This window comes from Bradyrhizobium elkanii WSM2783 (assembly GCF_000472865.1).
Lineage (GTDB): Bacteria > Pseudomonadota > Alphaproteobacteria > Rhizobiales > Xanthobacteraceae > Bradyrhizobium > Bradyrhizobium elkanii_A.
Genome location: NZ_AXAP01000001.1, coordinates 236,038 through 258,806 on the forward strand (window position 1 = coordinate 236,038; position 22,769 = coordinate 258,806).

Consider the following 22,769-nt stretch of genomic DNA (forward strand, 5'->3'; position numbering starts at 1 on the left):
GGCGGAGGGCCAACCTCGCAACATCCTCGGTTGGCAAGCTCAGCAGATTCGCGGCGTGCTGCCGCGGGCTGTCACCTCACTGTCATCGTGTTATCCACAACTGTTACGCAGTTTGACACGGTTTTTCGCCGCACTGCCACGCTCCACCGCGCGCGCCACACGCGCCCGGCGGCATCGATGGTCAAGCTGGTAAGGTTAATGCTGCGGAAATTCGATCTTTATTGTTTCAAAACCACAGCACCGAATAGGCGATCAAATTGAGATTCCGTTAAGCCAGACGACGGCATGTTGCCGGTCGCGAGAGAGCCGTCACGAGCGGCCCGTTCACCTGTGGGAAGGGGCAGGATGCACATCCTGGATTTGCGGTGCTGAGCGTTCCGACGCTGTGGACGGTATCCGTCACCAACTTTTTCGCGCTTGGCCTGGTCTGGGTCTACGTCTCGCGCTGCTATCCCAAGTTCGAAGCAGCGCGGTTCTGGACGGCGGCTGCGTTTACGGCGATCGCGGGTGCCGCAGCTTCGATGCTGCGCGGCGTGGTCGACTTCAGCCTGCTGCTGATCGGCTGCAATGCGCTTCTGACCTTCGCCTGCTGGTTCGTGGTCATGGGCGTCCAGCGGTTCTACAACCTGCCGATCTCCTGGCGCATGCCTGTGCTCGGTGTCGGCCTGACCTGCATCGGCCTCGCCTATTTCCAGTTCGTGCAGGACGACATGCCGATGCGGATCGCGATCTATTCCCTCGGACAGATCATCCCGGCGGCGGTGACGTTGCATTTGCTGATCATGCGGCGCGACGACCAGAATCCCGGCGCCCGCCTTGCCGCCATCTGCTGCGCTCTTCTCATTATCGCCTATGGCGTTCGCTCGGTCCTGGCGCTGATGCGGGTCGGGGGCGATCTCTCGATCGTCGATTTCAACGGGATTCAGGCTGCGCTGATCCTGATCGTGATATTCCTGTCGATGGCCTGGAACTTCGGCCTCCTGTTGATGGCGATCGACCGGCTGCGCAACGAAGTCGCCGATCTCGCGCTGCTCGATGACCTCACCGGGGTCGGCAATCGCAGGCATTTCGTGCAGCGGCTGACCGAGGAATGCGCCCGCTCGGTGCGCAGCGGCGAGCCGTTCGCGCTGCTCGTGATCGACCTCGACGGCTTCAAGCGTATCAACGATACCCATGGCCATGCTGCCGGCGACGCCTGCCTGCAGCATTTCGCGCTGATGGCGCAGACCCGGTTGCGGCCGGCCGACATGCTGGCGCGCAGCGGCGGCGACGAGTTCTGCATCGTGCTGCCGTCGTCCACGCTGGCTGAGGGGGCGATGATCGCCCGCCGCGTGCTGGAGGTGTGCCGGGCCGATGCGGCCGAATGCTCGGGCCAGGAGATCCCGATCGCGGTCTCGATCGGGGTTGCGCAATGGACCAGGGAGATCGGCGCCTATCCGGACCGGCTGATCGCCGCCGCCGACCGGGCACTCTATGAAGCCAAGAAGCGGGGCCGCGACGGCTACGCGATTTCCGAGCCGGCTCCGCCGATAGTGCCCGACATCGCCGACATGCCTGACATCGTGCGGCGCAAAACGGCGTGAAGCCGCCTCACGGGGGCTGATGCATGAACCCTCGCCTGCTTGCGGCGGCGCTCTGCATCGCCGCGCTCGTCACGCCGGCCGTCGCGCAGACGCCTGACCTTGCGGCGATCGCGCGATCCTCGGGCACACCCGAAATCCCCGGTCTGAAGATGGTGTGGCTGGCGCCCTGGGGCGACGTCGCAAGATCCCATCCCTGGCGCAACATCATCGTGCACCAGACCGAGGGCCCCGCAGGCTCGGCCCGCGGCGGCGCACAGGCGCAATCCAAAAACCCGCGCCGGCGCGGCGTGATGGTGTGGGTCGAGACCGACGGCACGGTCTATTGGGCGGTCGACGAGAAGCTGGTGACGACCCATGGCGACGGCGCCAACCGCAACGACAACAAATATATCGACAACGGCCCGACCTATCACCAGGTCGTCGCCGGCAATTCGATCGGCGTCGAATTCGCCGGCAACTATCCCGACGTGACGCGTCCGCCTACCGAGGCGCAAGTCGCGGCGTGGCGGATCCTGGTGAAGGTGCTGCGCAGCCGCTACAACATCCCGCTCGAGCGCGTCTACGCCCATAACTGGATCGACTTCAAGGACGCCCGCTATTGCGAGGGCTGCGCCCTGGCGAAGATGGCACGGGAGTGGGGCGAGTAGGCGGGAGCCGCGCGTTCAGCGGGTTCATGGTCGCAAAGAAAAAGCCGGCGTCGCCGCCGGCTTTGACCGAGTGATTTGTTCTCGTCGTGCTGTCAGTGCGCGGCTTCGAGCGCCGCTTCCTGCTTGGCGATCGTGCCCTTGACGGCCGATTGCACCTTCTCGAAAGCGCGGACCTCGATCTGCCGCACGCGTTCGCGCGAGACGCCGAATTCGGCGGCGAGGTCTTCCAGCGTCATCGGCTCGTCCGCGAGGCGCCGCGCCTCGAAGATGCGGCGTTCGCGCGGGTTGAGCACGCTGATGGCGCCGGTCAAAGCCTGGCGGCGATGATCGAACTCTTCGCTCTCCGCCATCAGGGCTTCCGCGTTCGGCGCGGTGTCGACCAGCCAGTCCTGCCATTCGCCTGCTTCGCCGTCGTCGCGGATCGGCGCGTTGAGCGACGCGTCCCCGCCGAGACGGCGGTTCATGTCGATCACGTCCTGATCCGTCACGCCGAGGCGGCTCGCAATCAGCTTCACCTGGTCGGGGTGGAGATCACCCTCGTCCAGCGCGGAGATCTTGCTCTTCGCCTTGCGCAGGTTGAAGAACAGCTTCTTCTGGTTCGCGGTCGTGCCCATTTTCACGAGCGACCATGAACGCAGGATGTACTCTTGAATCGACGCCTTGATCCACCACATGGCGTAGGTGGCGAGACGGAAGCCCTTCTCGGGCTCAAACCGCTTCACCGCCTGCATCAGGCCGACATTGCCTTCCGATACGACTTCGGATATCGGCAAGCCGTAGCCGCGATAGCCCATGGCGATCTTGGCCACGAGCCTGAGGTGGCTGGTGACGAGTTTATGTGCCGCGTCGCGATCGTCGTGCTCGCGCCAACGTTTGGCGAGCATATATTCCTCCTGCGGCTCCAGCATCGGGAACCGACGGATCTCGGCGAGGTATCTGGAAAGACCGGATTCTCCATTGAGAACCGGCAACGTAGCTGTACGGGCCATACTTGCGCCCTCCAGTTGGTTCAGGCCCCCGATAGCGGCGGGCCCGGCAGGCGGCCGCTGTGTTAAAGCCGACCGGCTTGCGATGTTCCGCGTTGGATATTCAACGCAGGTGCAACAATACACCCAATGGCCCCCGATAGGGAAGGATTGCTGACGTCACGTCCCCGTGTGGCTGGTATAACCTATTGTCATATCAATGGTTTTTCAAGGGGTGCGTCATAGCGCCACCTCCGAGAGCGCCTTTCAGGAGAAGCAAATCCTCCGGCAGAGGCGCCTCCCAATGCAAAATTTCCCCGGTCCTGGGATGCTCGATGGTAAGGAGGTACGCGTGGAGCGCCTGGCGGCCGAGGGCGGCCAGCGCTGCTTGCGCCTCGAGCCCCAGTTGGCTGGCCTTGGTCTTGAAATGCGGCCCGTAGACCGAATCGCCTAGCAGGGGATGGCCGATATGGGCGAGGTGCACCCGGATCTGATGGGTGCGTCCGGTCTCGAGCCGGCAGGCCAGCAGGGAGGCGACCGGCTTGCCGTCCCGGCCCTGAAACATCTCCTGCAGCTCCCAGTGGGTGATCGCCTCGCGCCCGCCTTCGCGCACCGCCATCTTCTCGCGAGCATAGGGATGACGATCGATCGGCGCATCGATCGTGCCGCGCTGGCGGTTCGGCACACCCCAGATGAAGGCCAGATAGCCGCGCTCCATCTCCCCGGTGCGGCCATGGTCGGCAAATTGCGCGGTCAGCGACTGGTGGGCCTGGTCGTTCTTGGCGACCACCATCAAGCCGGTGGTATCCTTGTCCAGCCGATGCACGATCCCCGGACGCCGCACGCCGCCGATGCCGGAAAGGCTGGCGCCGCAATGGGCGATCAGGGCGTTGACCAGCGTGCCGCTCTCATGACCGGCGGCGGGATGCACCACGAGGCCGGCCGGCTTGTCGATGACGATGAGGTCGTCGTCCTCGTAGACGATGTCGAGCGCGATATCCTCGCCCTTCGGCTCCGGCGGCACCGCCTCCGGAACCTCGACTATAACCGTATCGCCTGCGGCGACGTGAAAAGCAGGGTCGCGGACGGGAGCGTCCTTCACCGTGACGGAACCGGCGAGGATCAGCGCCTTCAGCCGCGACCGCGACAGTTCCGGCAGGCGCGCGGCGAGGACACGGTCGAGCCGGGGCGAGCCCTCATCGCCCTGAACGACGACCGCCAGCCGTTGGCCGCCGGAGGGGACGTCAGGGCAGGGGGCGCCCTGTTCTTCTTCGTTCACGCTTACTTTCTTCGGCAAAACCGGTTTCCACTTCCGCAGATCATGTTTAAAGAGCCGCCCATGACCGACGCAACGATCCCTGAACCGACCCAAGAGCAGGCCGCCCTGATCGCGCGGGTGCGGCGGATGATGCTGATCGCGGGCCTGACCTCGGCGCTGGCAGTGGCCGTGGTCCTCATCGCCGTCGGGTATCGCTTTTACCGCGGGGAGGGAAGCCCTGCCGCCGCGACCGACATCACGGCGGCGCTGCCGAAGGGCGCCCGCATCGTCTCCACCGGCATCGCCGGCGACCGCCTGGTGGTGACCCTCGATATAGGCGGAGCCACCGAAATCCGCACCTTCGATGCAAAAACGCTGAAACCCGCAGGAAAACTCCGCTTCGTCAGCGAACCCTGAGCCGAGCTCGCTTGCAGTTTTCGGTTTTCGAGGCTATTGCCTGAGACCGCAACGCTCCCTTCGTCTAGCGGTTAGGACGCGGCCCTCTCAAGGCTGAAACAGGGGTTCGATTCCCCTAGGGAGCGCCAGCTGTCTTCCCCTCATATTGATTTCGCTTAGGTTTTCGCCGGTTTTCCCAAATTTACGGAAGAGGTTTGGGGAGTTTTGTTCGCCTAGTGATCTTCCAACTTCACGATTGCGCGGCGGCCACCACGGCGACGATCGGCTTCACGCGTGTAGCGCTCAGCTTCGGCCGATGTCAGATGACCTAGCGCGGTCATGATGTCGTGAGCGGTCGCGCCTGGTCGGCGAGCAACCGACGGAACGTCTTGCGCAAACCGTTTCGGCGTCGGTCCAGGCGCGGATTTCCTTCGATTTGCCGCGCTTGATTCCGTCTGAAGGGTCAAGTGCGAGCCACTTCAGATCGTCCTTGACGTGGCGGATCAGGATGCGAAATTTCTTCAGCGTATCGAGTTTCGCGCCGGGTTTGTTTGCCAGCGGCTTCGGGATTTTTTCTCCAATCCGTTCTTTCGTCAGCCCAGCTACCGCACGATGTCGCGTGATCGCGGCGGATCTGATCCATTCGATTGCGATAGCCTGACTGGCTTCCTTCGCCGAGCGACGCGAACGCGTCACTGTTCAGATAAGAGGTTACCAGCACGCCGATAGAACGCGGCGCGTCCTTTGTCGGAGCCGGCTCATTGCTGTTTCGCCGGCCAAATCCCGATTGAAAAACCGCGAGCAGTGGGCAAAATGCAACCGCTGGTGATTTGGTTGGTGGGGCAACAATGCTTTTGCGGATGCTTCTAGCGGTATTCTTTGTCGTGTCTGTTTCTAACGAACAATCGCTCGCTCAATTCGAGCCTCTGGCATTTGCCATGTGCAAGAAGATCGGTGCGGACACGGCAAGATTGAAATGTTTCGACGAGATAGGCGCTGAACTAGATAAGAAAGGCTCTCAACCCAATACTGAGCCTGCAAAATGGGCCGTTGAGGAAGATCGGTCTCCGATCGACGACTCTCCTCAGGTCTCAGCAGCTATCCGCGGAGAGCCTGCCGGGGCCTTGCTGGTACTGAGGTGCAAGGAACGTAAGACTGAAGCAGCTTTCTTGCCCTCCGATACATTCATAACCGACTCTGGTGATGGTGTCCCAGTACTAATGCGCCTCAACGACGAACAGCCGCTCAGCACCATGTGGCATAAATCTACTTCGGGGCAGGCCGTGTTTGTGCCTGCGCCAGTTGCGTTCATTCGTTTACTGACAGACGGTGGGAAGCTTTTCATCAGGGCTACAGGATTTCGTGGACGCCAGTCTGATGGGTTGTTCCAACTCGCTGATGTATCGTCGGTACGAACGAAGATCGAGGAGGCTTGCAATTGGTCGACGCCCAAGAACGATCGTAGTGCTAGCAAGCCGACTGCGAATGCGAAAAGCAAGTGAGCCCTGACCGGAAACGGCTTATAGGTCGCCAACAATTTAACGGCCAGAGCATTCGCTCGCTCCTTGCTTTACGCGCTTTGCTAACTTTGGTGTTTGCAGCCATGTTACCCAGAATCGCAAAACTCGATGAAGCATTTCGCGAAGCCATTCAGGCGTACGTTCAAGCTAGGTCGCGCAGTAGAGGCGTATTAAGTCAGATCAAGTCTCACGCTATCCATGAAGGTCGCTCCACCTCGATAGAGCGTAGCACCGTCGAAACAGAATACACGACAATGAGGGAAGCTACTGCCCAGGTAATAATCGATTTTGAAGAATTGAAGTCAGTAGATGCGAGCTACATTCTAACAAAGGCTAATGAGATTGCCGATCAATTCGAGAAGCATCTGTCGATGCATCTGTTTGAGACGATGGACGACGTAACCAAGAAAACCGGTCTGAGATACGATGGAAACGGAAAGCCGCTCACCAATGAGACAATCATCGAAGCACTTTCCGGTATGCACATGGATTTCGATGTAAATGGAAATCCGAACTTCTCTATCGTCACTTCTTCGGGGATTGCGACGACATTTCAGAAGCTGGATGCCGAATTTGACAATGACCCGGCGCTAAGAAAGCGATGGGATGACTTCATAGAAAAGAAGCGAGATGAGTTCCGAACGCGAGAAATTAATCGAAATTTGGCTGGATAGTGCAGGCGAACGTCAGTACCAATTTGCCTTCCGTAATGCTCTCCTGTTGGAGGGCTACACGATCCTTCACGATACTAGTCACACCGCGCTTGAGCTTGGAAAGGATGTCATTGCGGTGTCCCCATCCGGAGAACTGTTCGCCTATCAATTGAAGGGCAATCCGGGTGGACGATTGTCGATGTCTCAGTGGCATACTCTAATAGCCCAATTGCAAACGCTTATCTATCAACCAGTTTCGCACCCAGCAATAAAGCCGGGCACGCCGCATACACCAGTTCTCGTTACTAACGGCGAGATACATGAAGACGTCTATGCGGCAATTACTGGCCTGAACGCGGCGATTGCGGCGCCTCACGCTCGTTCCTTGCAGACAATCGCGCGCGGCCAGCTATTACAAAAAATCGTAAACGCCGCAGACACTATCTGGCCCGTTGATATCTCTACGCAACGCAACGTCCTCAACATCTTTGTTTCAAAAGGCGACGATGAATTACCACTTGCTGAGTTCGTATCTCTTCTAAGCGATGTGCTTGTGTCGACTAAGTACAACGATGCGGCTATCCCTGCCTTGCACCTGATCGCAGCCGTACTAGCGTCGAACTGGATCGATCAGGCGAACTACTTTGAGCTGATAAAGATGTATGCGCTCCTGGCTGTGGCTGTTGCTTGCTATCAAGCGCGCTGGAAGCGACGGCGGAAAAGAGACGGGCAGTTCATCGAAGAGATAACTATCAATCTGAAGTCTCATATTCATTGCTTTGTGCAAGCTGTGAAAATGGAATACGAACGTGGGCCGCTGATCAACCGTGACATCTTCGGGGAGTTTGCGTACTACCACCCCAGAAGAAAGATGATTTCAGGCATTCTTTCAGCAGCGGTTCTCGATAAGTCAAACGGCTTCGACGAAAAGACAACCGATTTCATCTGGAGCTTTGTTTGTAAAGAGAAGCACTCCGCATTTCTTCTCTGGGAAGGTATCATTCCGTATTGTCTTGCAGAGTTTTGGGCTCTCTCCAATCTTCAGGGCACAATTGAGCCTCACAGACGTTTGTTCACTTTGACGCGCGACATCTTGCATTCAAATTCGAGCGACCTGACGCAGTTGCATCTTGCAGGGCCGTACTATTCCTTGCGTCAAGTTGTAGAGCACAAATATAGCGATTTTCTTGGGGTGCAGCACTCGAAGCTCGATGTGGACGATCATCGTCTCCGATCCTGGTTCGCAGAGCCCTTATTCATGCTATTGGCGCGGCGCAACTATAAGTCCCACTGCCAGCTTCTATGGCCTACGTTGACGAGGTTCCTGCACGCCAGGACTCGTTTACCGAATGCAGTTGATTTTGGACCTGCGCGCTGCCAAGACGCTATCGCGGAAGATAGAGTGTTGGATACGAGCACCCAAAGAACTTGGGAAGACATAGTTGGCGAGGCCGCAAACACGTCGCGTCCATTGATTCCAGACTCGCTCCGCGAGCGACCGCATTTAGTGCTGCTCTATTGCTTGTTTATTCCCCAGCGGATGGACCGTGATGTAATTCTTTGGCTTGATCGTTGCTTTTGTCGGACTTGGTATTGATCCTTTCTGGAAGAGAAGGCGGCCCCGAAGTGCTGGCTTCTTTGAGCTCTCGGGCATCCTACCGACCTAACGATTCGTTCTGCAGCGAGACCGGGCGGCGGTAAGCGCAGCCAACGTGAAGAGAAATGACCAATGACCCCGAACTTCGATGCGATGAACGAGACGGACGTACGCGAAATCATAGTGCGTCCGCTTCTGCACCGACTGGGCTACGCACATGGAACGGTTGCCAATATCCGCACCGAGGTCCCGCTACGCTATGACAGAGCCTTCCTGGGGCGGAAGCAGCCGAAGAAAGATCCTCCCTTGGCTGGTCGAGCAGACTACATCTGCGATGCTACGTCCTATGGGCGCTGGGCCGTAGAAGTTAAAGCGCCTTCGCGGTCGCTGACTCAAGATGATGTTGAGCAGGCTCACACCTACTGTGCTCACCCAGAGATCAGTGCGACCTACTTCCTACTGACTAACGGGCGGGAGTTTAGGCTGTACGCTACTGGGCAACTGACACAGCCCTATTTGAATTGGATGTTCGAGGAAACCGAACAGAGGATTATGAATCTCTTCAATGTCGTGGGTTACGACGCTATCCGAAGGCTCACCGAGATAACCCGCCCTGACGTCAATAAGCCCCTTGGGCCTGGCCTTCCTTCCGGAGTAAAAATCGTTGGTGGGGAGGTATTGTACGGCGAGCACTATTCCGACCATCCTCTGTTTCAAGCGAACGCGCTGAAGGGATTGGTGGGAGCGGTTACCGGCGGTCAAGTCAAGCGGAACGACGATGGGCGGCTTCTGGCTTCAGTGAGCGTAAGGAGCCCCTATCAGCAGCTTGCGGCCCTGATCAAGCTCGCTGGGCTCGAAGATTTCAGTTTCTATTGCTCGGACGAGTTCATTTCCAGAAACGTCGAAAGGCCAACGATCTTTCAGAACGTGGTGAGCGGCGAACTTCCGCCGGGGCAGAAAGCTCAATTGCTGCCTGGGCTGCCGCCGGTTCCCCTCCCCTGGTTTCAGTTCACCGTATCAACCTACGCGACCGGCTATGTAGCGGCCACATTCGTTGGGGTGCTCGCGTTCGACTACAGATACCAACTCGCGCGCGGTTTTTCATCCGGCAACCCGATTCTAGATTCTGCAATCGCGGCAACTCCGTCAACAGCGCGAGTAGAAGGAGAGGGCACGTTCAAGGTGCTCCTCAATCTGCCAGCCTAACGAAGATGATGTGTATGTAGTCCTCGAGGTGAAGCAATTCATAATGCGAAGCTCAGCGGCGGAAGCGTTTGAATGCTATCTCAGCAGCAGTGATCCATGGTTCAATGAAGCAATTCCTCCAGACATTCGTAGGATCACTCGCGGCGAAACTGCTTGCTGGTATAGCCCTCGCGTTTCTGGCGCTGCTTGGCTTTGGTTCCGACTACTGGGTGGGCCTTTTCATCAGGTGGGCATCTGATCCGCTCGGCCTAAGTCTAAATGCTGCGCGCTTGGTATTCATACTTGCGGGCATTGTGCTCGTCGCATCGCTCATGTTGCCGACCATCAAGCGAAGACTTTGGCCCGCACCCGTCCATCATGTTGAAAGCGTCAACCTCGCAGCAGGCATGACGCCGCAAACCACGGCTCCGGTGTTGCTAATCGCGAACGCTAAGGGCGGTAACGACAAGCTCCAAATAGTTGTCGAGTACAGTTCGTTTCATAGGTCGTTAGGCTGGGCAGGATGGCTCAAGCCGCGCCAAGTCTTGCTCCAGAACCTGCAAGACGTAATCGAAGGTCAACAAATCCGGGTGCCTGTGGTGACCTGTAACGCAGACGCCAGCGAAGTCTGGTGGGGCGGCGCTAACGATAGCCCCGGAAACCTAATTCAAAAATCCACCAAGTATCGCGCCAAGCTGAAATTGATTGGAGACGAAAAGGAAGAGCAGTGTTTCCGATTTTGCCTTCTTAGAACTTCTCTGACTGAAGCACCCTATATCGTTGAAGTTTTCACTGAAGTTGACTTGGATATTGTCTAGTGACAACCCGCCCATTAATCGGCTCGAACTGAAACGGCATGGGCTCACGAGGAGCTTTGACAAGCTGTATGGCGTCAACGCGTTTGCTCGCGCGGGAGGCGGATCCCCGCGCGTCGGTGATACTCCAATACAAGATCGATCCGTTCCTGTTCGTCCAGCGCAAGCCACTGCTCCGCAGGCGGCTCCGTGAATGGATCATACTTACGGATCGCGCCTTCCGCTTGCTCAAGCGGCGATCGGGCGACTTCCCGCGCCTGAGGATCAACTTGGTGCAAGCCGGATGACGGCTTGTCCAGGCCTTGTGAATTGAGACAGCACTTCTTGAACTTCTTGCCGCTGCCGCAGGGGTCGTTTCGTCCCACACCTTTGTACAAATTGACCATGGGAGCGCCCAGCGACAGAACCCGTAACGACAAATTCTCTTTCGAGCGAATAGACAATATGGACTGGCGTCGTCAGCCAAGCAACCCCAGGCAAATTGCGCAGCAGCCACTTGCGTTTTCGCTCACCGCGTCAGTTTGCTGAGGCCTAGTTCTGTCCAAAGCGAGTCGAAGCTGCATTGGCCATCGGGTCATTTGGGTCGGCGGCTTGCGCCGGCCGGTTCCCCATCATCTTGAGCCACTCGATGACTTTGATCCGTGGCTCGGCTTGAATGGCAGGGATTCCTTCCCGGCATCGCCGATTTCTTTTGGTTTGCGCGCTGCTGCGAAAGACGATCATTCAATCGCTTGCAGCAACTTCCGCGCTTCACCCAACAACGCGCTAATCCGCCTTCGCTCGGCGATCGCATCTCTGGTGAACAGGCCGTGCTTGCGGGCGTTCTGGTTTGCCGTTGGCGCGCCGGATCCCTGTGCGCCGCCGTGCATGCGGCAGCGCTTTTTGCCGTGCACCGCCGGCGAGCGGCAGGCGCTACTGGTGCGGGTTTTGGCGCCACACCGTGGGCTCGCCAGCATCGGGCCGGTATTTCTGATGTGATCGCTCATGGCTGTGCGTCCCGCTTGGCGACAGCGGAATCGCGCCGTCGCTTGGAGCCAGCAGCCTTCGGCGCCTTCCGCGCGGCGGAGGCCCGATTCTTGTCCGAAACGATCACGCTCGCATGCTGCGTGACGTTGCCGACAATGGCCTTGCCGCCGTCCTCCACCTTCACGTTCTGCACGGTGATGGCGGGCTCGCCATGGCTTCGGTAGCGGCTCAGCGCATCGATCTGGGCGGGAAACGTGCGGGCGAGCCTGCCCAAGGCGCGCGCGGCGCTGTCGTGCTGGGCGAGGTCGTCAGAGCTGGCGAGGTGATGGGCACATCGCATCGCCATCACATGAACCGAAACCATCTGCGCCACCAGCATGGCCTCGACGGAATCTCTTGGGCGAATGCTCTTCACCATCGAAATCATGAAGGAGAGGTTGACCTCGTCGGCGCTCCCGCCGCTCACGCTGGCCCTGACCAATTGCCGGAGGATGCCATCCATCGCGTCGCGATCGGTTGCCCCCAGCGCGTTCGCCATGAGTTGTTCGCCGAGCTCCGGATCGGGATGCTCGATGGAGAATCCCTGCGACGAGAGCCTTATCCGCGGGGCGGCGGCAGCTTTGGTGGGGTCGGTTGCGGCGATCATGTTTGGCATGGCGAGGCTTGGGGCGGTGTTCATGTCGAAACTCCCTGGCATGCGCGCGGCAAGCGGGCGCGGTTCGGCCACGCGCAGTCATGGTTCACCGCGCGGAGCCGGTGCAATTTCAATTGTGGATGAGGATGCGGGTGAGGATTCTTGGACCGCAGGTCGCAACCGATGCGCCCGCTACTCGCGGACCGACGGGCGTTTACAAGATTGCGGAATGATCAAGGAATGCCCCTGATTTGCCCGACGTGTCAAGGTGCTATTCCAGCGCTAGCTGCCGCCTGCATCTTTGCATGGGGTTGTTTTCGATATTTGAGAGCGCGCACCTTCGAAGGGGAGTTCTCCGACGTCACCCGCAAAGGCACGGTGCGATACGCACGATAGCGGGTATCGAGTTGCATGGCCGACCTGCATATGAATATTCCCGCGGGGCGCCTAGGAGCATTATACTGCAATCTGAATTACATAAGAGTTCGCAGTTTTATTCTGAGTGGCGCGCCATGCTGCGCCTTTCCACGCTGGAGTACGACTTTGTACGATTGCGCCAGTAGGTTCGTTCAAAGCTTACGCGCTGCTGATCGCCCGAGACCGTCTTCCCGATCGAACACCCGCAAAAGGCGCGAGATACCCGACCCGAGCATTGACGTGACCACTGGATTGAGACCGGTGTCGCTGTCGATCTGAACGGTGACGGTTCGCCCGACGATCAATTCATCCGCATTGTCATTCACGTCGAGCTTGATCCGGACGGGAATGCGCTGAGCGAGCCTGACCCATGAGAAGGTCGGATTGATATTGGCAAGCATGCTCGCACCCGAACTTCGTTCACGATCTTCGATTCCGCGGGCGATGCTATCAACTTTTCCTCTCAGGATCGAACCGCCCATCAACCTGACATCGGCAGCATCGCCCACATGGATGCGTGCGAGTTTCGTCTCCTCAAAGTAGCCTTCGACGCGCACCGTGTCGGTCTCGATCAAAGCCATGATGCCTCGACCCGCCGGAAGGTAGGAACCTGGACGCAGATCGAAGTTTGTCACGTGACCATTTACTGGGGCGCGGATCTCAGATCGGGTCAGATTGAGACGTGCGACATCCAAATCCGCTAGGGCCTGATTATAGGCAGCCTTGGCCTGAAGATCTGCGGCGCGGACCGTCTCGCGCTGCTGTTGAGAGATGACCCCATCGCTCAGCTTTTCATAGCGGGTGCGATCGCTCGCGGCTCTCTCAAGGGCGGCTTCCCGGTTTGCCACCACAGCCTCTGCCTGTCGGACCGCCAGACGAAATCGCTCCGGATCCAATCGAAGTAGGACGTCCCCTTTGCGAACCGCCTGATTATCTTTGATCAGAACTTCCTCGACCAGGCCGGAAACGTCCGGAGCGACGACGACAACGTCGGCCCTGACGTGGCCGTCCCGCGTCCAGGGAGCTTCTTCGTAGTGGTCCCACATGCCGATGGCGACCGGTGCCGCAATGGTGAGAACCAACGTGGTGACAAAGATGCGCGGCAGAATCGAGCCTCTCCCGGTCATGGCAGCAACTTCCCCAAGAAAGTGTAGGATATATCGACGAGGATCGCGAAGATCGCGAATTCGAATAGCGCCGGGTGCCACGCGAAGCTCTTGATCCCTGACGAAACGAATCTCTTGAGCACTGCGGATAAAGTGATCCCGAGCCCCAGCGCGAAGACGCAGGCGACGACAAAGGTCGGCACGAACACACCTGCGATGTTGATCTCTTCGTTCATTGCGCAACTTCATCAAAAGTTGGAGCTGGCGCATTCGGGAAGAGCACGCGACGTAGGCCGACTAATGCGGGCAGCCGTGTTCGTTGGATTGCGGCGTCCGATTTGCAATGCTGGCGCAGCTCCACATCGATCGCCGCGAGCAGCGCCTGTGCCTCGGTTGGATGAAGCTCGCTGTCCCCCGACGCAAACCGTCGGAAGGCGTGCGACAGCTTAGCGGGGAGATCTCCGAGAGTCGTGCTCCGCTGGCCGTTAACGCTCACCACGCTCGACTTTAAGTCGAGCAAGTCCAGGCCCATCTGCAGCGCGGCCAGCGAGCGGCCGGCTTCTGCCTCTACATCCGCGCCGGATAGCGCCAATCTTGGAATGACCAGGCCGAGACGGTCGAGCATCACGCCCACCCACCGCTCTCGGCTCATCGGTCGGCGGGCGCCGGCGAGGATCGCCAGGTCGACCCATCCGTGCCGGATTAGGCGTCTCGCAGCGTGCTTCGCGGTCACCGAGCGGAATGTGCGGACGGCCAGGAAGGCGGCAATGAGGCCGATGAGTGAGGCGGCATTGGTGTTGGCGAACGAAGCGAAGTCGGCCGAGAACCTGTTTTGAAGATCAAGCGCCCCGATCAGACCGAGGCCGAGGGCCAACGCTTTGAGGATGTGGCGCGGATTGGCCTGCAGATAACCGATGATGAGGAACGGCGGAGCCAGCGCGGCTACTAACATTGGAAATCCGTCGATCGCTGGGAAGATCAGAAACAGGTAGATGGCCGCGATCGGCAGCGACGCCACTGTCCAGATCGTATAGGACATCAGGGTCGGAGCGGGATCGTCGAGGCTGCTGTAGAGCGCTGCGGCGATCGTGGCTATCTGCACGGCGATGCCACCTTCCGGCCAGGCGGTTGCGATCCAAACGGCGCTGCAGCCAAGCACGGCCGCGAAAAGAGCGACGACGGACAAGGCAGCGAGCCCCTGGTCACGATGGAGAGTTCTCTTGGCGCGGCGGACTTTCGGGCGAGATGCCGTTGTCGGGTTGGAAGTAACTTGCGATCCATGGATGATCGCGGACAGTTCGTGGGTTGCAGCCAGTGCTTCGATTAACGCCGCCGACTTGGCGATCATGCTGGATGCGAGAAGCCTTTCGCATTCGTCTTGCGCAGCGGGCAGTGCAGCGTCAAATTCCGCGCATCGGCGGAGCAACTCGGTCGCGCTCAGCCGCGAATCAATTGGATCGCGCGCCCATTCGCCGAGTTGCGAGAGAAGTTGATCCAATTCCGGCGTGCGTCGCTCGCCGAGCGCAGCGAGCCTATCTTCGATCGCCGTTAGCATGGGCAGCACGAGCGCGAGCTTGTCCTGCAAGGCACGAATCGCCCATAGCTCTGGCTTTGTCGCGGCTGTGTCGTAGCTGAGGTGGGTTGATAGCACTTCGAAGTGGGTGATGTCAGCGGCCAACCGCCAGCGCGCGGAGTTTCCTTGCGTTGGAGTGTGATCCAGCAAGACATCCGCCGTCCAAGCGAATGCATCACGAACCGCAGCATCGATTGCCTTGGTCAGGGCGCCTGTGACATCGCTCGGAAACAGCAGCGTATGGACGACTGTTGCACAGCAGATCCCGAGCGCGATTTCCTCGACGCGTGCCAAGGCGACGTCGAAAACCAAATCAGGAGCAGCTACGCTTGAGAACGCGACGGTCGTCGCCGTGTATCCCGCCAGCATGAAGGCGTAACTGCGGGGAGTCCGGTCTTGAAGGGAGACGTACAGACAGAACGCTGCCCAGCCCGTGATGGCAACGGTCATCAAGGTCGGCTGATCGACCAAGATCGGAACAAGCGCCACGGCGGCGCAGGCGCCGAGCAGTGTGCCGAGCAGACGGTAAACGGCCCGTGAACGGACCGCGCCGGCGAGTGGTTGGGCAGTAAGATAGACGGTGAGCATTGCCCAGTAGGGTCTCTGTAGGCCGAGACGAAACGCCAGATAAATTGCGAGCATCGCCGCAATGAACGAATTGGCCGATAGCAGCGCCCACTTGGGGTCGAGGGTACCTGGAAATGCGATGTCTCCGAAAATTCGGGACAGAGTGATTCGTGTCATGGTTCTACGCCGGGTCCGTGAAGCACCCGAACGATAGGACTTGCAGCGCGCCAGGAATTTCGCCACTTTGCCAAATAATTGCTAAGTTATGACAATGCGTGGCTCTCTCCTCCAATACTACCGTGAATTGGATCCGGACGCGCTGGACCGTCCGGTCGCTGCGCTCATGGTCGATACTCAGGAGAAGGAAGACGAAGTTCCGATCCACACACATCGGAAAGGACAGTTGGTTTTGGCGCACCGCGGTGGCGTGACGTGCGAGGCCCCCAGTGGACTTTGGATGGTGCCTCCGCGATGCGGCGTCTGGATCCCCGGCGGCATGCCGCACAGCAATCGAGCGACCGCCAATGCCAGCATCTATTTCCTATACGTAGACATGAATGCGGCATCCGTTCCGAAGGAGTGCTGCACGCTGTCGATCACCCCTCTTCTGCACGAACTAATCCATCGCTTGGCGACGCTGCCGCCCCTCTATAATCCGGAAGGACCAACGGCTCAGATCGTCGTGGTTCTGCTGAACGAGCTCATCGAGATGCCGACCGAGCAATTGCATCTTCCAGTTACGCGCCACTCAAAACTACGCGCGATCGCCGATGCCTTGATGGAAAATCCTGCGGATCGCCGCACCGTAGCAGAATGGGGCGAGGCCATTGCGCTCGGCGAACGGACGCTCATGCGCCTCGTCGTCGCCGAGACCGGCATGACGTTCAGTCGCTGGCGTCAACAACTCCACATCATAATCGCTCTTCAGCGGTTATCCGCGGGAGAGTCTGTGCAATCGGTATCTGAAGTTCTCGGCTACGATTCCGTTAGCGCATTTATAACAATGTTCAAGAAGGCGCTCGGCAAATCGCCGGCGCGGTATTTTTCCGATCGCGTCAACAAGCGGGGCGAAGGGGCGGCGGAACCGCAGTTCAACTAGATCCTGCAGCGGCGAGAGATCCGGTGCCGAGCGCGAAGCACGAGATCGAGCGCTCTTTCCGGCATCGAGATATCTTCAACGACGGCCGCCAGCCAATCGCACGAACGAGGAATGTTCCCGATCGCACTCCGTCACTAGGTTGCTCGGTCGATCGAGCACCGTCAAAGATTGCCGATGAGGCGACCAGCCGTCTTTTAAGATCACTTCCCCTGAGGATTGAAATCAAAGTTCTTCGTTTCGAACGATCTCGATCCCGAATCCGGACAGACCTTTGAAGCGATGGATTGACGATGTCGCTAAAAGCTGGCTGCATTATGATCAAGGGTGCGCGACGTCTCGATGCTCATGCCCGCGTCGATCCTCGTCTGAGGGGCTGCGTCGTATTGTGGCTTAGCCGGCCTCTCGATGCGCTTGGAAGCCAGGTTGCACGACTTGATCTGAACTGGCTGGTTTGAGTCGATAGGAAGTACCGTCTTGTGAGAAATCCGCTTCAAAGCCAAGTTTGAACGAATGCTCGAAACACCCGGTATGCGCGAGAGCTTGTTGACGATGAGGTCTTCAAGAGCCTCGATGTCGGGCACCATCACGCGGAGAAGATAGTCGCTGTCTCCCGTCATCAGGTAACACTCCATCACTTGGCTCAAGCGATCAATTGTGCGCGTGAAGTTCTCAAGTGATAGCTGGACTTGCTTTTCAAGCTTGACTTGGATGAAGGCGGTAACGCAGATGCCGAGGACCGCCGGATCCAGTACGGCAATTCGTCGATCTATCACCCCGAGCTTTTCAAGCGTACGAACTCGGGCGAGGCAGGGCGACGGTGAAAGATTGACGCGGGAAGCAAGCTCGACGTTGGTCAGGTCGGCGTTCTGCTGCAGTTCATTCAGAATCTTTATGTCGATCCTGTCGAGAGCCGTGGTTGTCATCTCGTCTTCTCCCAGGGCAAGCGGTAGCTTTATCGAGGCCCGGCCCCGCGCGTTATCCCGCGTGGTGACATCTCGATGACAGAGATGCTAACCGCAGTTGCGACCGTGAAATTTCGACAAAATGACGACTTATATCGAAAAACCGTCAATTTCTCAGGGCTGGCCGTGCAGGCATGAGGCAACCCGTGGCGGGATGCCGTCCACTCGAAAACAAGTGTGCGTGCTCAAACGCCTGCGACCGAACGGCTAGAGTCCGAACACAAAAGGCGGATCCTGCGACCGATAGAAGAAATAAAAAGCAATCGTCTTAATCTGCCACTGACGCCTGCTCGGAGCGTTCTTGAAAGTATTTGGCAGGAGATCTCCCCAGAGCCTTCTTGAACATCGTAATGAATGCAGTGGTAGAGCCGTAGCCCAACGTGGCTGCAACCTGGTGGACCATCGCGCCACCGGAGAGTTCCCGCAACGCGACCATTAGGTGTATTTGCTGTCGCCAGCGTCCGAAGGTCAGACCTGTCTCCCGCTCGACCAGCCGAGAAAGCGATCGTTCGCTCATCGCTACACGATCGGCCCATCCAGCCAATGAAGATCTATCGGCTGGAGTTCTGGTCAGAGCGTCGGCTATGAGCTGAAGTTTTGGGTTACCGGAAATGGGCAGCGAAAGATCCTCGACCGGCTGGACGGTCAATTCATCAAGCAGAACTCTGGCAAGCCGACCACAATGACTGTCAGGATCATAATGTCGCGGCATGACCGCGAGCCGGAGAATCATCTCGCGGACCATCGGGCTGATCGACAATGTGCAGCATCTTTCCGGAAGGGCCGCTGAATCCGGCTCGACGAACAGAAGGCAAATCATCGCGTTTGCTGTTGCCTTGTTGCTGTGCTCAAGGCCGCCCGGGATCCACACGCCGGACTGCGGAGGTACTATCCAGCGAGTGCCTGGAACGTCGCAGGTGATTCCACCACGGAGTGCCAAAACGAGCTGACCTTTTCTGTGACTGTGGATCGGCGTCTCGTTATCGTTATCTAAGACGTCCATTCGAACGGCAGTGGCCGCGACGGGACAATCGTCCGGATCGAATTCAGAAAAACCCAACTGCACGGTCATGTCCGCAATTGTCGATATTTGGAGATGATTTGGCAAGGTAACTTAGTCCTTTCGCCGCTGCGGAAGTGTAGGGAATAGCGCCATCTATTGAGGCAAGATGCAAATGCGCGTTCTTATTTCCCGAATGGTCAATTCGAATCTTCAATTGCAAAGTGAGCTCAGTGGAAAACTGTTCTCTCTTGAGGAAGGGCTCGAGAAAGCGCGTCTGAAGGTACCGGGGCCTTAGAACAGGTATACGAGCGATGGACCTTCTCGGTAGCCTCGGCATTTTCGTACGCGTAGCGGAAGTTCTTTCGTTCTCGGCCGTGGCGCGCGAGCGCGACGTAAGCCAGGCTGCGGTCGCCCGCCAGATTTCGCAGCTCGAAGAGCGTTTTGGCGTTCGCTTATTCCATCGCACTACGCGAAAGATCAGCCTCACCGATGACGGACAGATGCTTGTCGTCCTTGCAAGACCGATATTGGACGGCGTCGAGGATATGCTGACGGCTGTGGGACGACAGAGTACCTCTCCCATCGGATTGGTCCGGGTTGGCGTGACGGGTACCGCTGGTCGCTTTCTGGCGCAACGTCTGCCCGAGTTACTGGCGGATCACCCGGGGCTGAAGGTCGAATTGGTGGTGAGCGATCGAATCGGCGACATGATCGAAGAGCGTCTCGATCTTGCGATGCGTCTTGGCGAGATATCAGATGCATCATTGATTGTTCGTCACGCCGGCACATTTTCACGCGTTGCCGTGGCCGCGCCCAGCTATATCGAAAAGCACGGCGAGCCTTGCTTGCCCGCGGAACTTGCGCAGCACACCTGCATCGTCCACGCCAGCAACCAGAACTCCGACATGTGGACGTTCGTGACCAATGAGGGGGCCCAGCAATTTCGCGTGTCGGGCGGATTTCTCGCCAATGACGCGAGCGCCGTGCATCTGGCTGCACGAAGCGGATACGGGATTGCCCATCTCGCGCTGGTCGACGTGTTCGACGATTTGCGCAGCGGCCAGCTCGTCCGTGTGCTGAACAACTTCCCGTCTCCGAACATTCCGTTCAGCCTGGTCTACTCCTCGCGCCGGCATCTTGCGCCACGTACGCGCGCGGTCCTGAATTTCATCCTGCAGGAGCTACGAGAAATTCGCGCTTTGCTTTCCGCGGATCCAGGCGAAGGTCGAGACCAAGGAAGCGACCGAAGCACTCCGGCTTTCAGCGTATGAAGTTGCACGACGTTCTGGTTCGACAGGATGTGGTTGGGGTCGCTGGCATGTTCCGCTTTGTTCGCGTTGGTGCGTGAGAAGTCGAAAAAATAGGCGCGTACTGCACAAAGCAATGACGATTTGCTCAGTCCAAGAGCAGGAAGCATCGATAAGTGTCCAGGGAACAGCATCGAGATGGCCGGCGATGCGATGACATCAAGTATGGCAAGCGCATTTGCGATCGAAACAGGTCGAAACCCAGCAGAGATAAATCGCCTCCGCTCGCCGCGCGCGCCGGTGCGTAATGATGCTAAAGTCTGTGTGCTGCGGCATAAAATGCTGATCAGCTAGGTGGGCGACAAACTGTTTGAGCATTAATGCTGAGAAAGCGGCGTCACAATTGCAGGACGATTGAAGTTTTCAGAGATCGCAGATCGACGGCCCGTTCGGAATCGGGAGTGAGAAAGTGAAGCTTAAGCAAGTCTATCTTACTGCCGTCGAACCCGAAGGGTTAGCCAAGTTCTACGAGGCTCTCGGATTGACGATCCGCTTCGCTGACCGTGGCAAGTGGATCCAATTCGTAGGAGAGAAAGCTGCCTTTTGTATCGCAAGCCCGGCTGAATCCGTGTCCGAGCAGTCTCACAATGCGGTCCTCGTATTCGAGGTGGATGATTTGGAAATGGCTGTCGAACGCGCGCGGGCGGAGGGGGCTGAGGTGCTTGGTGAAGTCCGGGATATGGGAGCGCATGGCCGGGTGGCCCATTTCAGGGACCCGCAACATAATACGATCCAGCTCATTCAAGTCGCGAGTAGGGCGTCAGATCAACCCTCTGAATGACTTCAGTTCTATGTGACGGGGCTATTTATCACCATGAACTTCCGAGTGTCGCCTATGCCTAGTCAAGAAACCCCGGTGTTCAGCAGCACAGAATTCCGCAGCGCAATGCGCAATGTGCCGGGCGCCGTGTCTATCGTAACTACGGGTACGCAGCCGGGCAGGCACGGCTTGACGCTGACAGCGGGCTGTTCGTTGTCGACCGAGCCATCGAGCGTGCTCGTCTGCGTCAATAAGTCGGCTGGCGCCCACGATACGATAAAGCAGAGCAGATCATTCTGTTGGAATATCCTCGCGGCAGATCACGTTGCGCTGGCGCAGAAATTCGCGGGGCAAGACGGGAGCAAAGGCGATATACGTTTCAGCGAAGGTGTGTGGCGCGAACTCGCTACGGGAGCGCCAAGTCTCATCCAGGCAATTTGTAGCTTTGATTGCCGGGTTTCCGATTCGTACGACGCTGGAAGTCATACGATTTTCATCGGCGAGGTGGTTGCACAGGCGACAAACGCTGATCTCGAACCTCTTGTCTATGTGAATGGCGAATTCACTGTACCTAAGCGCTAAGCGACCGCCGGCGAGTACCCTTCTTATGTCGGGCCCGAGCCCGGGATCTGCGTTCGAAGCATGCAGATCGTCGCGAACGCGGTTATCCGCGGGAGATCATCCATCAAGTCGACCAACATGGAGCCAATTCTGATGTACGGGGGGACGATAGACGTCGACGAAGGCGGCCACAGCAACAACGCCAGAGTCGGTTCGATTCAAGCGAAGGGAAGCCAGCCGCAAGTCGTCGCGGGTTTGAGCATCGCCGTATTCAAGCCGCGGTATCCACTCGTACCATTCAGTGTCCGCTAATGTTGTCGCTTTGGCTCAATGTTCTCGCGAGTGGCATTCTGCTCGGTCTCGTCTACGGCCTCGTGGCGCTCGGCCTGACCATCATTTTTGGCGTCATGCGGGTCGTCAACTTCGCGCACGGGGAGATGGTCGTCTTCGGCGTCTACATCGGCTATTGGGCGGTCCGCCTTTGGGACGTTCCAATCATTGTCGCGGCCGCAATCGCGGCGGTCGTGATGTTCGTCTTCGGATACTTTTTGGAAACCCTGATCGTAAAGCGGTTCGTCAACCGGCCCCATCACTATCAGTTCATTGTTTTCATCGGTCTGTCGCTGCTCTTCAGCGGCGCGCTGCTGGTGGCGTTCGGACCGGATCCGCGCCCGACTCCTTCTCAGCTGTCGTTTCAAACCGTATCGCTCGGTTTCGTGACATTGGACCTGGCGAGACTTCAAGCGGCGGCGACTGCGGGCCTGCTCATTGCCTTGTTAGGAGCGTATCTGAAGTTTTCATCGTTCGGTCGGTCTTTGCGAGCGTCCGCAGACAATCGGTTGGGCGGCCTGATCGTGGGGTTAAACATTCCTCGGGTCTATGCGGTGACCTTTGGTGTCGGAGCGGCCTGCGCGGGCGTAGCCGGCGCATTGATATCTCCTTTGTTCGACGCCCAACCATATCTAGCTGTCGACTTTACTCTGCTGGCTTTCGTGACGGTTATCGTCGGCGGCCTCGGCAGCTTCAGTGGAGCACTCTTGGGTGGATTGGTGATCGGCGTCGCCGAGGCAATCGCGGCGTTGATGTTCGCTCCGTCGATGAAGACGGCGCTTCCTTATGCGCTCCTGATCATCATCCTGATTTTCCGTCCGAGAGGGCTTTTTGGTGCAAAAGAGATTTGATGGTGCGACTGAAA

At 58.3% G+C, this 22,769-nt stretch carries 23 protein-coding genes and 1 tRNA gene; 14 read left to right on the forward strand and 10 right to left on the reverse strand.

Annotated elements, in window-relative coordinates:
• The first annotated feature begins 365 nt into the window (after positions 1–365).
• Positions 366–1,583, forward strand: a complete 1,218-nt coding sequence (locus tag YY7_RS0101105; protein ID WP_028161614.1) for a GGDEF domain-containing protein — start codon at positions 366–368, stop codon at positions 1,581–1,583.
• A 23-nt stretch (positions 1,584–1,606) separates the two neighbouring features.
• On the forward strand, positions 1,607–2,230 hold the full coding sequence (locus tag YY7_RS0101110) for a peptidoglycan recognition protein family protein (RefSeq protein ID WP_028161615.1): 624 nt from the start codon (positions 1,607–1,609) through the stop codon (positions 2,228–2,230).
• A 92-nt stretch (positions 2,231–2,322) separates the two neighbouring features.
• Here the strand turns inward: YY7_RS0101110 and rpoH are convergent, their stop codons facing one another.
• Positions 2,323–3,219, reverse strand: a complete 897-nt coding sequence (gene rpoH / locus YY7_RS0101115; RefSeq protein ID WP_028161616.1) for an RNA polymerase sigma factor RpoH — start codon at positions 3,217–3,219, stop codon at positions 2,323–2,325.
• A gap of 193 nt (positions 3,220–3,412) precedes the next feature.
• Entirely contained in the window at positions 3,413–4,417 is a 1,005-nt protein-coding gene (locus YY7_RS50245) for an RluA family pseudouridine synthase (RefSeq protein WP_051396449.1), read from the reverse strand.
• Positions 4,418–4,534: 117 nt separating this feature from the next.
• Here YY7_RS50245 and YY7_RS0101125 point away from each other — a divergent pair, with 117 nt between their 5' ends.
• The 7 genes from YY7_RS0101125 (at position 4,535) to YY7_RS0101160 (ending at position 10,622) form a co-directional block, all read left to right on the forward strand.
• Positions 4,535–4,870 (forward strand): hypothetical protein, encoded by a 336-nt coding sequence (locus YY7_RS0101125; protein WP_028161617.1) that lies wholly within the window; start codon positions 4,535–4,537, stop codon positions 4,868–4,870.
• A gap of 53 nt (positions 4,871–4,923) precedes the next feature.
• A tRNA-Glu gene (locus YY7_RS0101130) sits at positions 4,924–4,998 on the forward strand.
• A 699-nt stretch (positions 4,999–5,697) separates the two neighbouring features.
• On the forward strand, positions 5,698–6,351 hold the full coding sequence (locus tag YY7_RS0101140; RefSeq protein ID WP_028161619.1) for a type VI secretion system-associated protein TagO: 654 nt from the start codon (positions 5,698–5,700) through the stop codon (positions 6,349–6,351).
• Complete coding sequence (locus tag YY7_RS0101145) at positions 6,348–7,043, forward strand: hypothetical protein (protein ID WP_155254985.1); 696 nt, start codon at positions 6,348–6,350, stop codon at positions 7,041–7,043. Before YY7_RS0101140 ends, YY7_RS0101145 begins: the two co-directional genes overlap by 4 nt.
• Positions 7,000–8,619 carry a hypothetical protein gene (locus YY7_RS0101150; RefSeq protein ID WP_155254986.1) on the forward strand — a complete coding sequence of 540 codons (1,620 nt, stop codon included), beginning with the start codon at positions 7,000–7,002 and terminating at the stop codon, positions 8,617–8,619. Before YY7_RS0101145 ends, YY7_RS0101150 begins: the two co-directional genes overlap by 44 nt.
• A gap of 132 nt (positions 8,620–8,751) precedes the next feature.
• The gene (locus tag YY7_RS50250) at positions 8,752–9,825 is read left to right on the forward strand and encodes a type I restriction enzyme HsdR N-terminal domain-containing protein (RefSeq protein WP_051396422.1); all 1,074 of its coding nucleotides are present in this window, start codon (positions 8,752–8,754) and stop codon (positions 9,823–9,825) included.
• Between the two features lie 104 nt (positions 9,826–9,929).
• Positions 9,930–10,622 (forward strand): hypothetical protein, encoded by a 693-nt coding sequence (locus YY7_RS0101160; RefSeq protein ID WP_028161622.1) that lies wholly within the window; start codon positions 9,930–9,932, stop codon positions 10,620–10,622.
• Positions 10,623–10,696: 74 nt separating this feature from the next.
• Here YY7_RS0101160 and YY7_RS62895 read toward each other — a convergent pair whose 3' ends face one another.
• The 6 genes from YY7_RS62895 to YY7_RS0101195 all read right to left on the reverse strand — a co-directional run bounded on the left by YY7_RS62895 (position 10,697) and on the right by YY7_RS0101195 (position 16,059).
• On the reverse strand, positions 10,697–11,005 hold the full coding sequence (locus YY7_RS62895) for an SEC-C metal-binding domain-containing protein (RefSeq protein ID WP_080663513.1): 309 nt from the start codon (positions 11,003–11,005) through the stop codon (positions 10,697–10,699).
• Positions 11,006–11,338: 333 nt separating this feature from the next.
• Positions 11,339–11,605 carry an HGGxSTG domain-containing protein gene (locus tag YY7_RS0101175; RefSeq protein WP_035688750.1) on the reverse strand — a complete coding sequence of 89 codons (267 nt, stop codon included), beginning with the start codon at positions 11,603–11,605 and terminating at the stop codon, positions 11,339–11,341.
• Positions 11,602–12,264: a hypothetical protein gene (locus YY7_RS0101180; protein ID WP_028161626.1), complete on the reverse strand. Its 663-nt coding sequence runs from the start codon at positions 12,262–12,264 to the stop codon at positions 11,602–11,604. The genes YY7_RS0101175 and YY7_RS0101180 overlap by 4 nt, the downstream gene beginning before the upstream one ends.
• Positions 12,265–12,788: 524 nt before the next feature.
• A complete protein-coding gene (locus tag YY7_RS50255; protein ID WP_080663514.1) occupies positions 12,789–13,763 on the reverse strand; it encodes an HlyD family secretion protein in 975 nt (324 codons plus the stop codon).
• On the reverse strand, positions 13,760–13,978 hold the full coding sequence (locus tag YY7_RS0101190) for a DUF1656 domain-containing protein (protein ID WP_028161627.1): 219 nt from the start codon (positions 13,976–13,978) through the stop codon (positions 13,760–13,762). Before YY7_RS0101190 ends, YY7_RS50255 begins: the two co-directional genes overlap by 4 nt.
• Positions 13,975–16,059: an FUSC family protein gene (locus tag YY7_RS0101195; protein ID WP_080663515.1), complete on the reverse strand. Its 2,085-nt coding sequence runs from the start codon at positions 16,057–16,059 to the stop codon at positions 13,975–13,977. The genes YY7_RS0101190 and YY7_RS0101195 overlap by 4 nt, the downstream gene beginning before the upstream one ends.
• Positions 16,060–16,153: 94 nt before the next feature.
• Between YY7_RS0101195 and YY7_RS0101200 the strand changes: the two genes are divergently transcribed.
• Positions 16,154–16,981 (forward strand): AraC family transcriptional regulator, encoded by an 828-nt coding sequence (locus YY7_RS0101200; protein ID WP_035688753.1) that lies wholly within the window; start codon positions 16,154–16,156, stop codon positions 16,979–16,981.
• A gap of 296 nt (positions 16,982–17,277) precedes the next feature.
• Here YY7_RS0101200 and YY7_RS0101205 read toward each other — a convergent pair whose 3' ends face one another.
• Both YY7_RS0101205 and YY7_RS0101210 read right to left on the reverse strand, forming a co-directional pair.
• Positions 17,278–17,904 (reverse strand): Lrp/AsnC family transcriptional regulator, encoded by a 627-nt coding sequence (locus YY7_RS0101205; RefSeq protein WP_028161630.1) that lies wholly within the window; start codon positions 17,902–17,904, stop codon positions 17,278–17,280.
• Between the two features lie 307 nt (positions 17,905–18,211).
• The gene (locus tag YY7_RS0101210) at positions 18,212–19,015 is read right to left on the reverse strand and encodes an AraC family transcriptional regulator (protein WP_028161631.1); all 804 of its coding nucleotides are present in this window, start codon (positions 19,013–19,015) and stop codon (positions 18,212–18,214) included.
• Positions 19,016–19,257: 242 nt separating this feature from the next.
• Here YY7_RS0101210 and YY7_RS50260 point away from each other — a divergent pair, with 242 nt between their 5' ends.
• The 4 genes from YY7_RS50260 to YY7_RS0101235 all read left to right on the forward strand — a co-directional run bounded on the left by YY7_RS50260 (position 19,258) and on the right by YY7_RS0101235 (position 22,755).
• Positions 19,258–20,217, forward strand: a complete 960-nt coding sequence (locus YY7_RS50260; RefSeq protein ID WP_051396424.1) for a LysR family transcriptional regulator — start codon at positions 19,258–19,260, stop codon at positions 20,215–20,217.
• 445 nt (positions 20,218–20,662) lie between these two features.
• Positions 20,663–21,034, forward strand: coding sequence for a VOC family protein (locus tag YY7_RS0101220; RefSeq protein ID WP_028161632.1), 372 nt, complete (start codon positions 20,663–20,665; stop codon positions 21,032–21,034).
• A 54-nt stretch (positions 21,035–21,088) separates the two neighbouring features.
• Entirely contained in the window at positions 21,089–21,595 is a 507-nt protein-coding gene (locus YY7_RS0101225; protein ID WP_028161633.1) for a flavin reductase family protein, read from the forward strand.
• Between the two features lie 290 nt (positions 21,596–21,885).
• Complete coding sequence (locus YY7_RS0101235) at positions 21,886–22,755, forward strand: branched-chain amino acid ABC transporter permease (RefSeq protein ID WP_028161635.1); 870 nt, start codon at positions 21,886–21,888, stop codon at positions 22,753–22,755.
• The last annotated feature ends 14 nt before the right edge of the window (positions 22,756–22,769 follow it).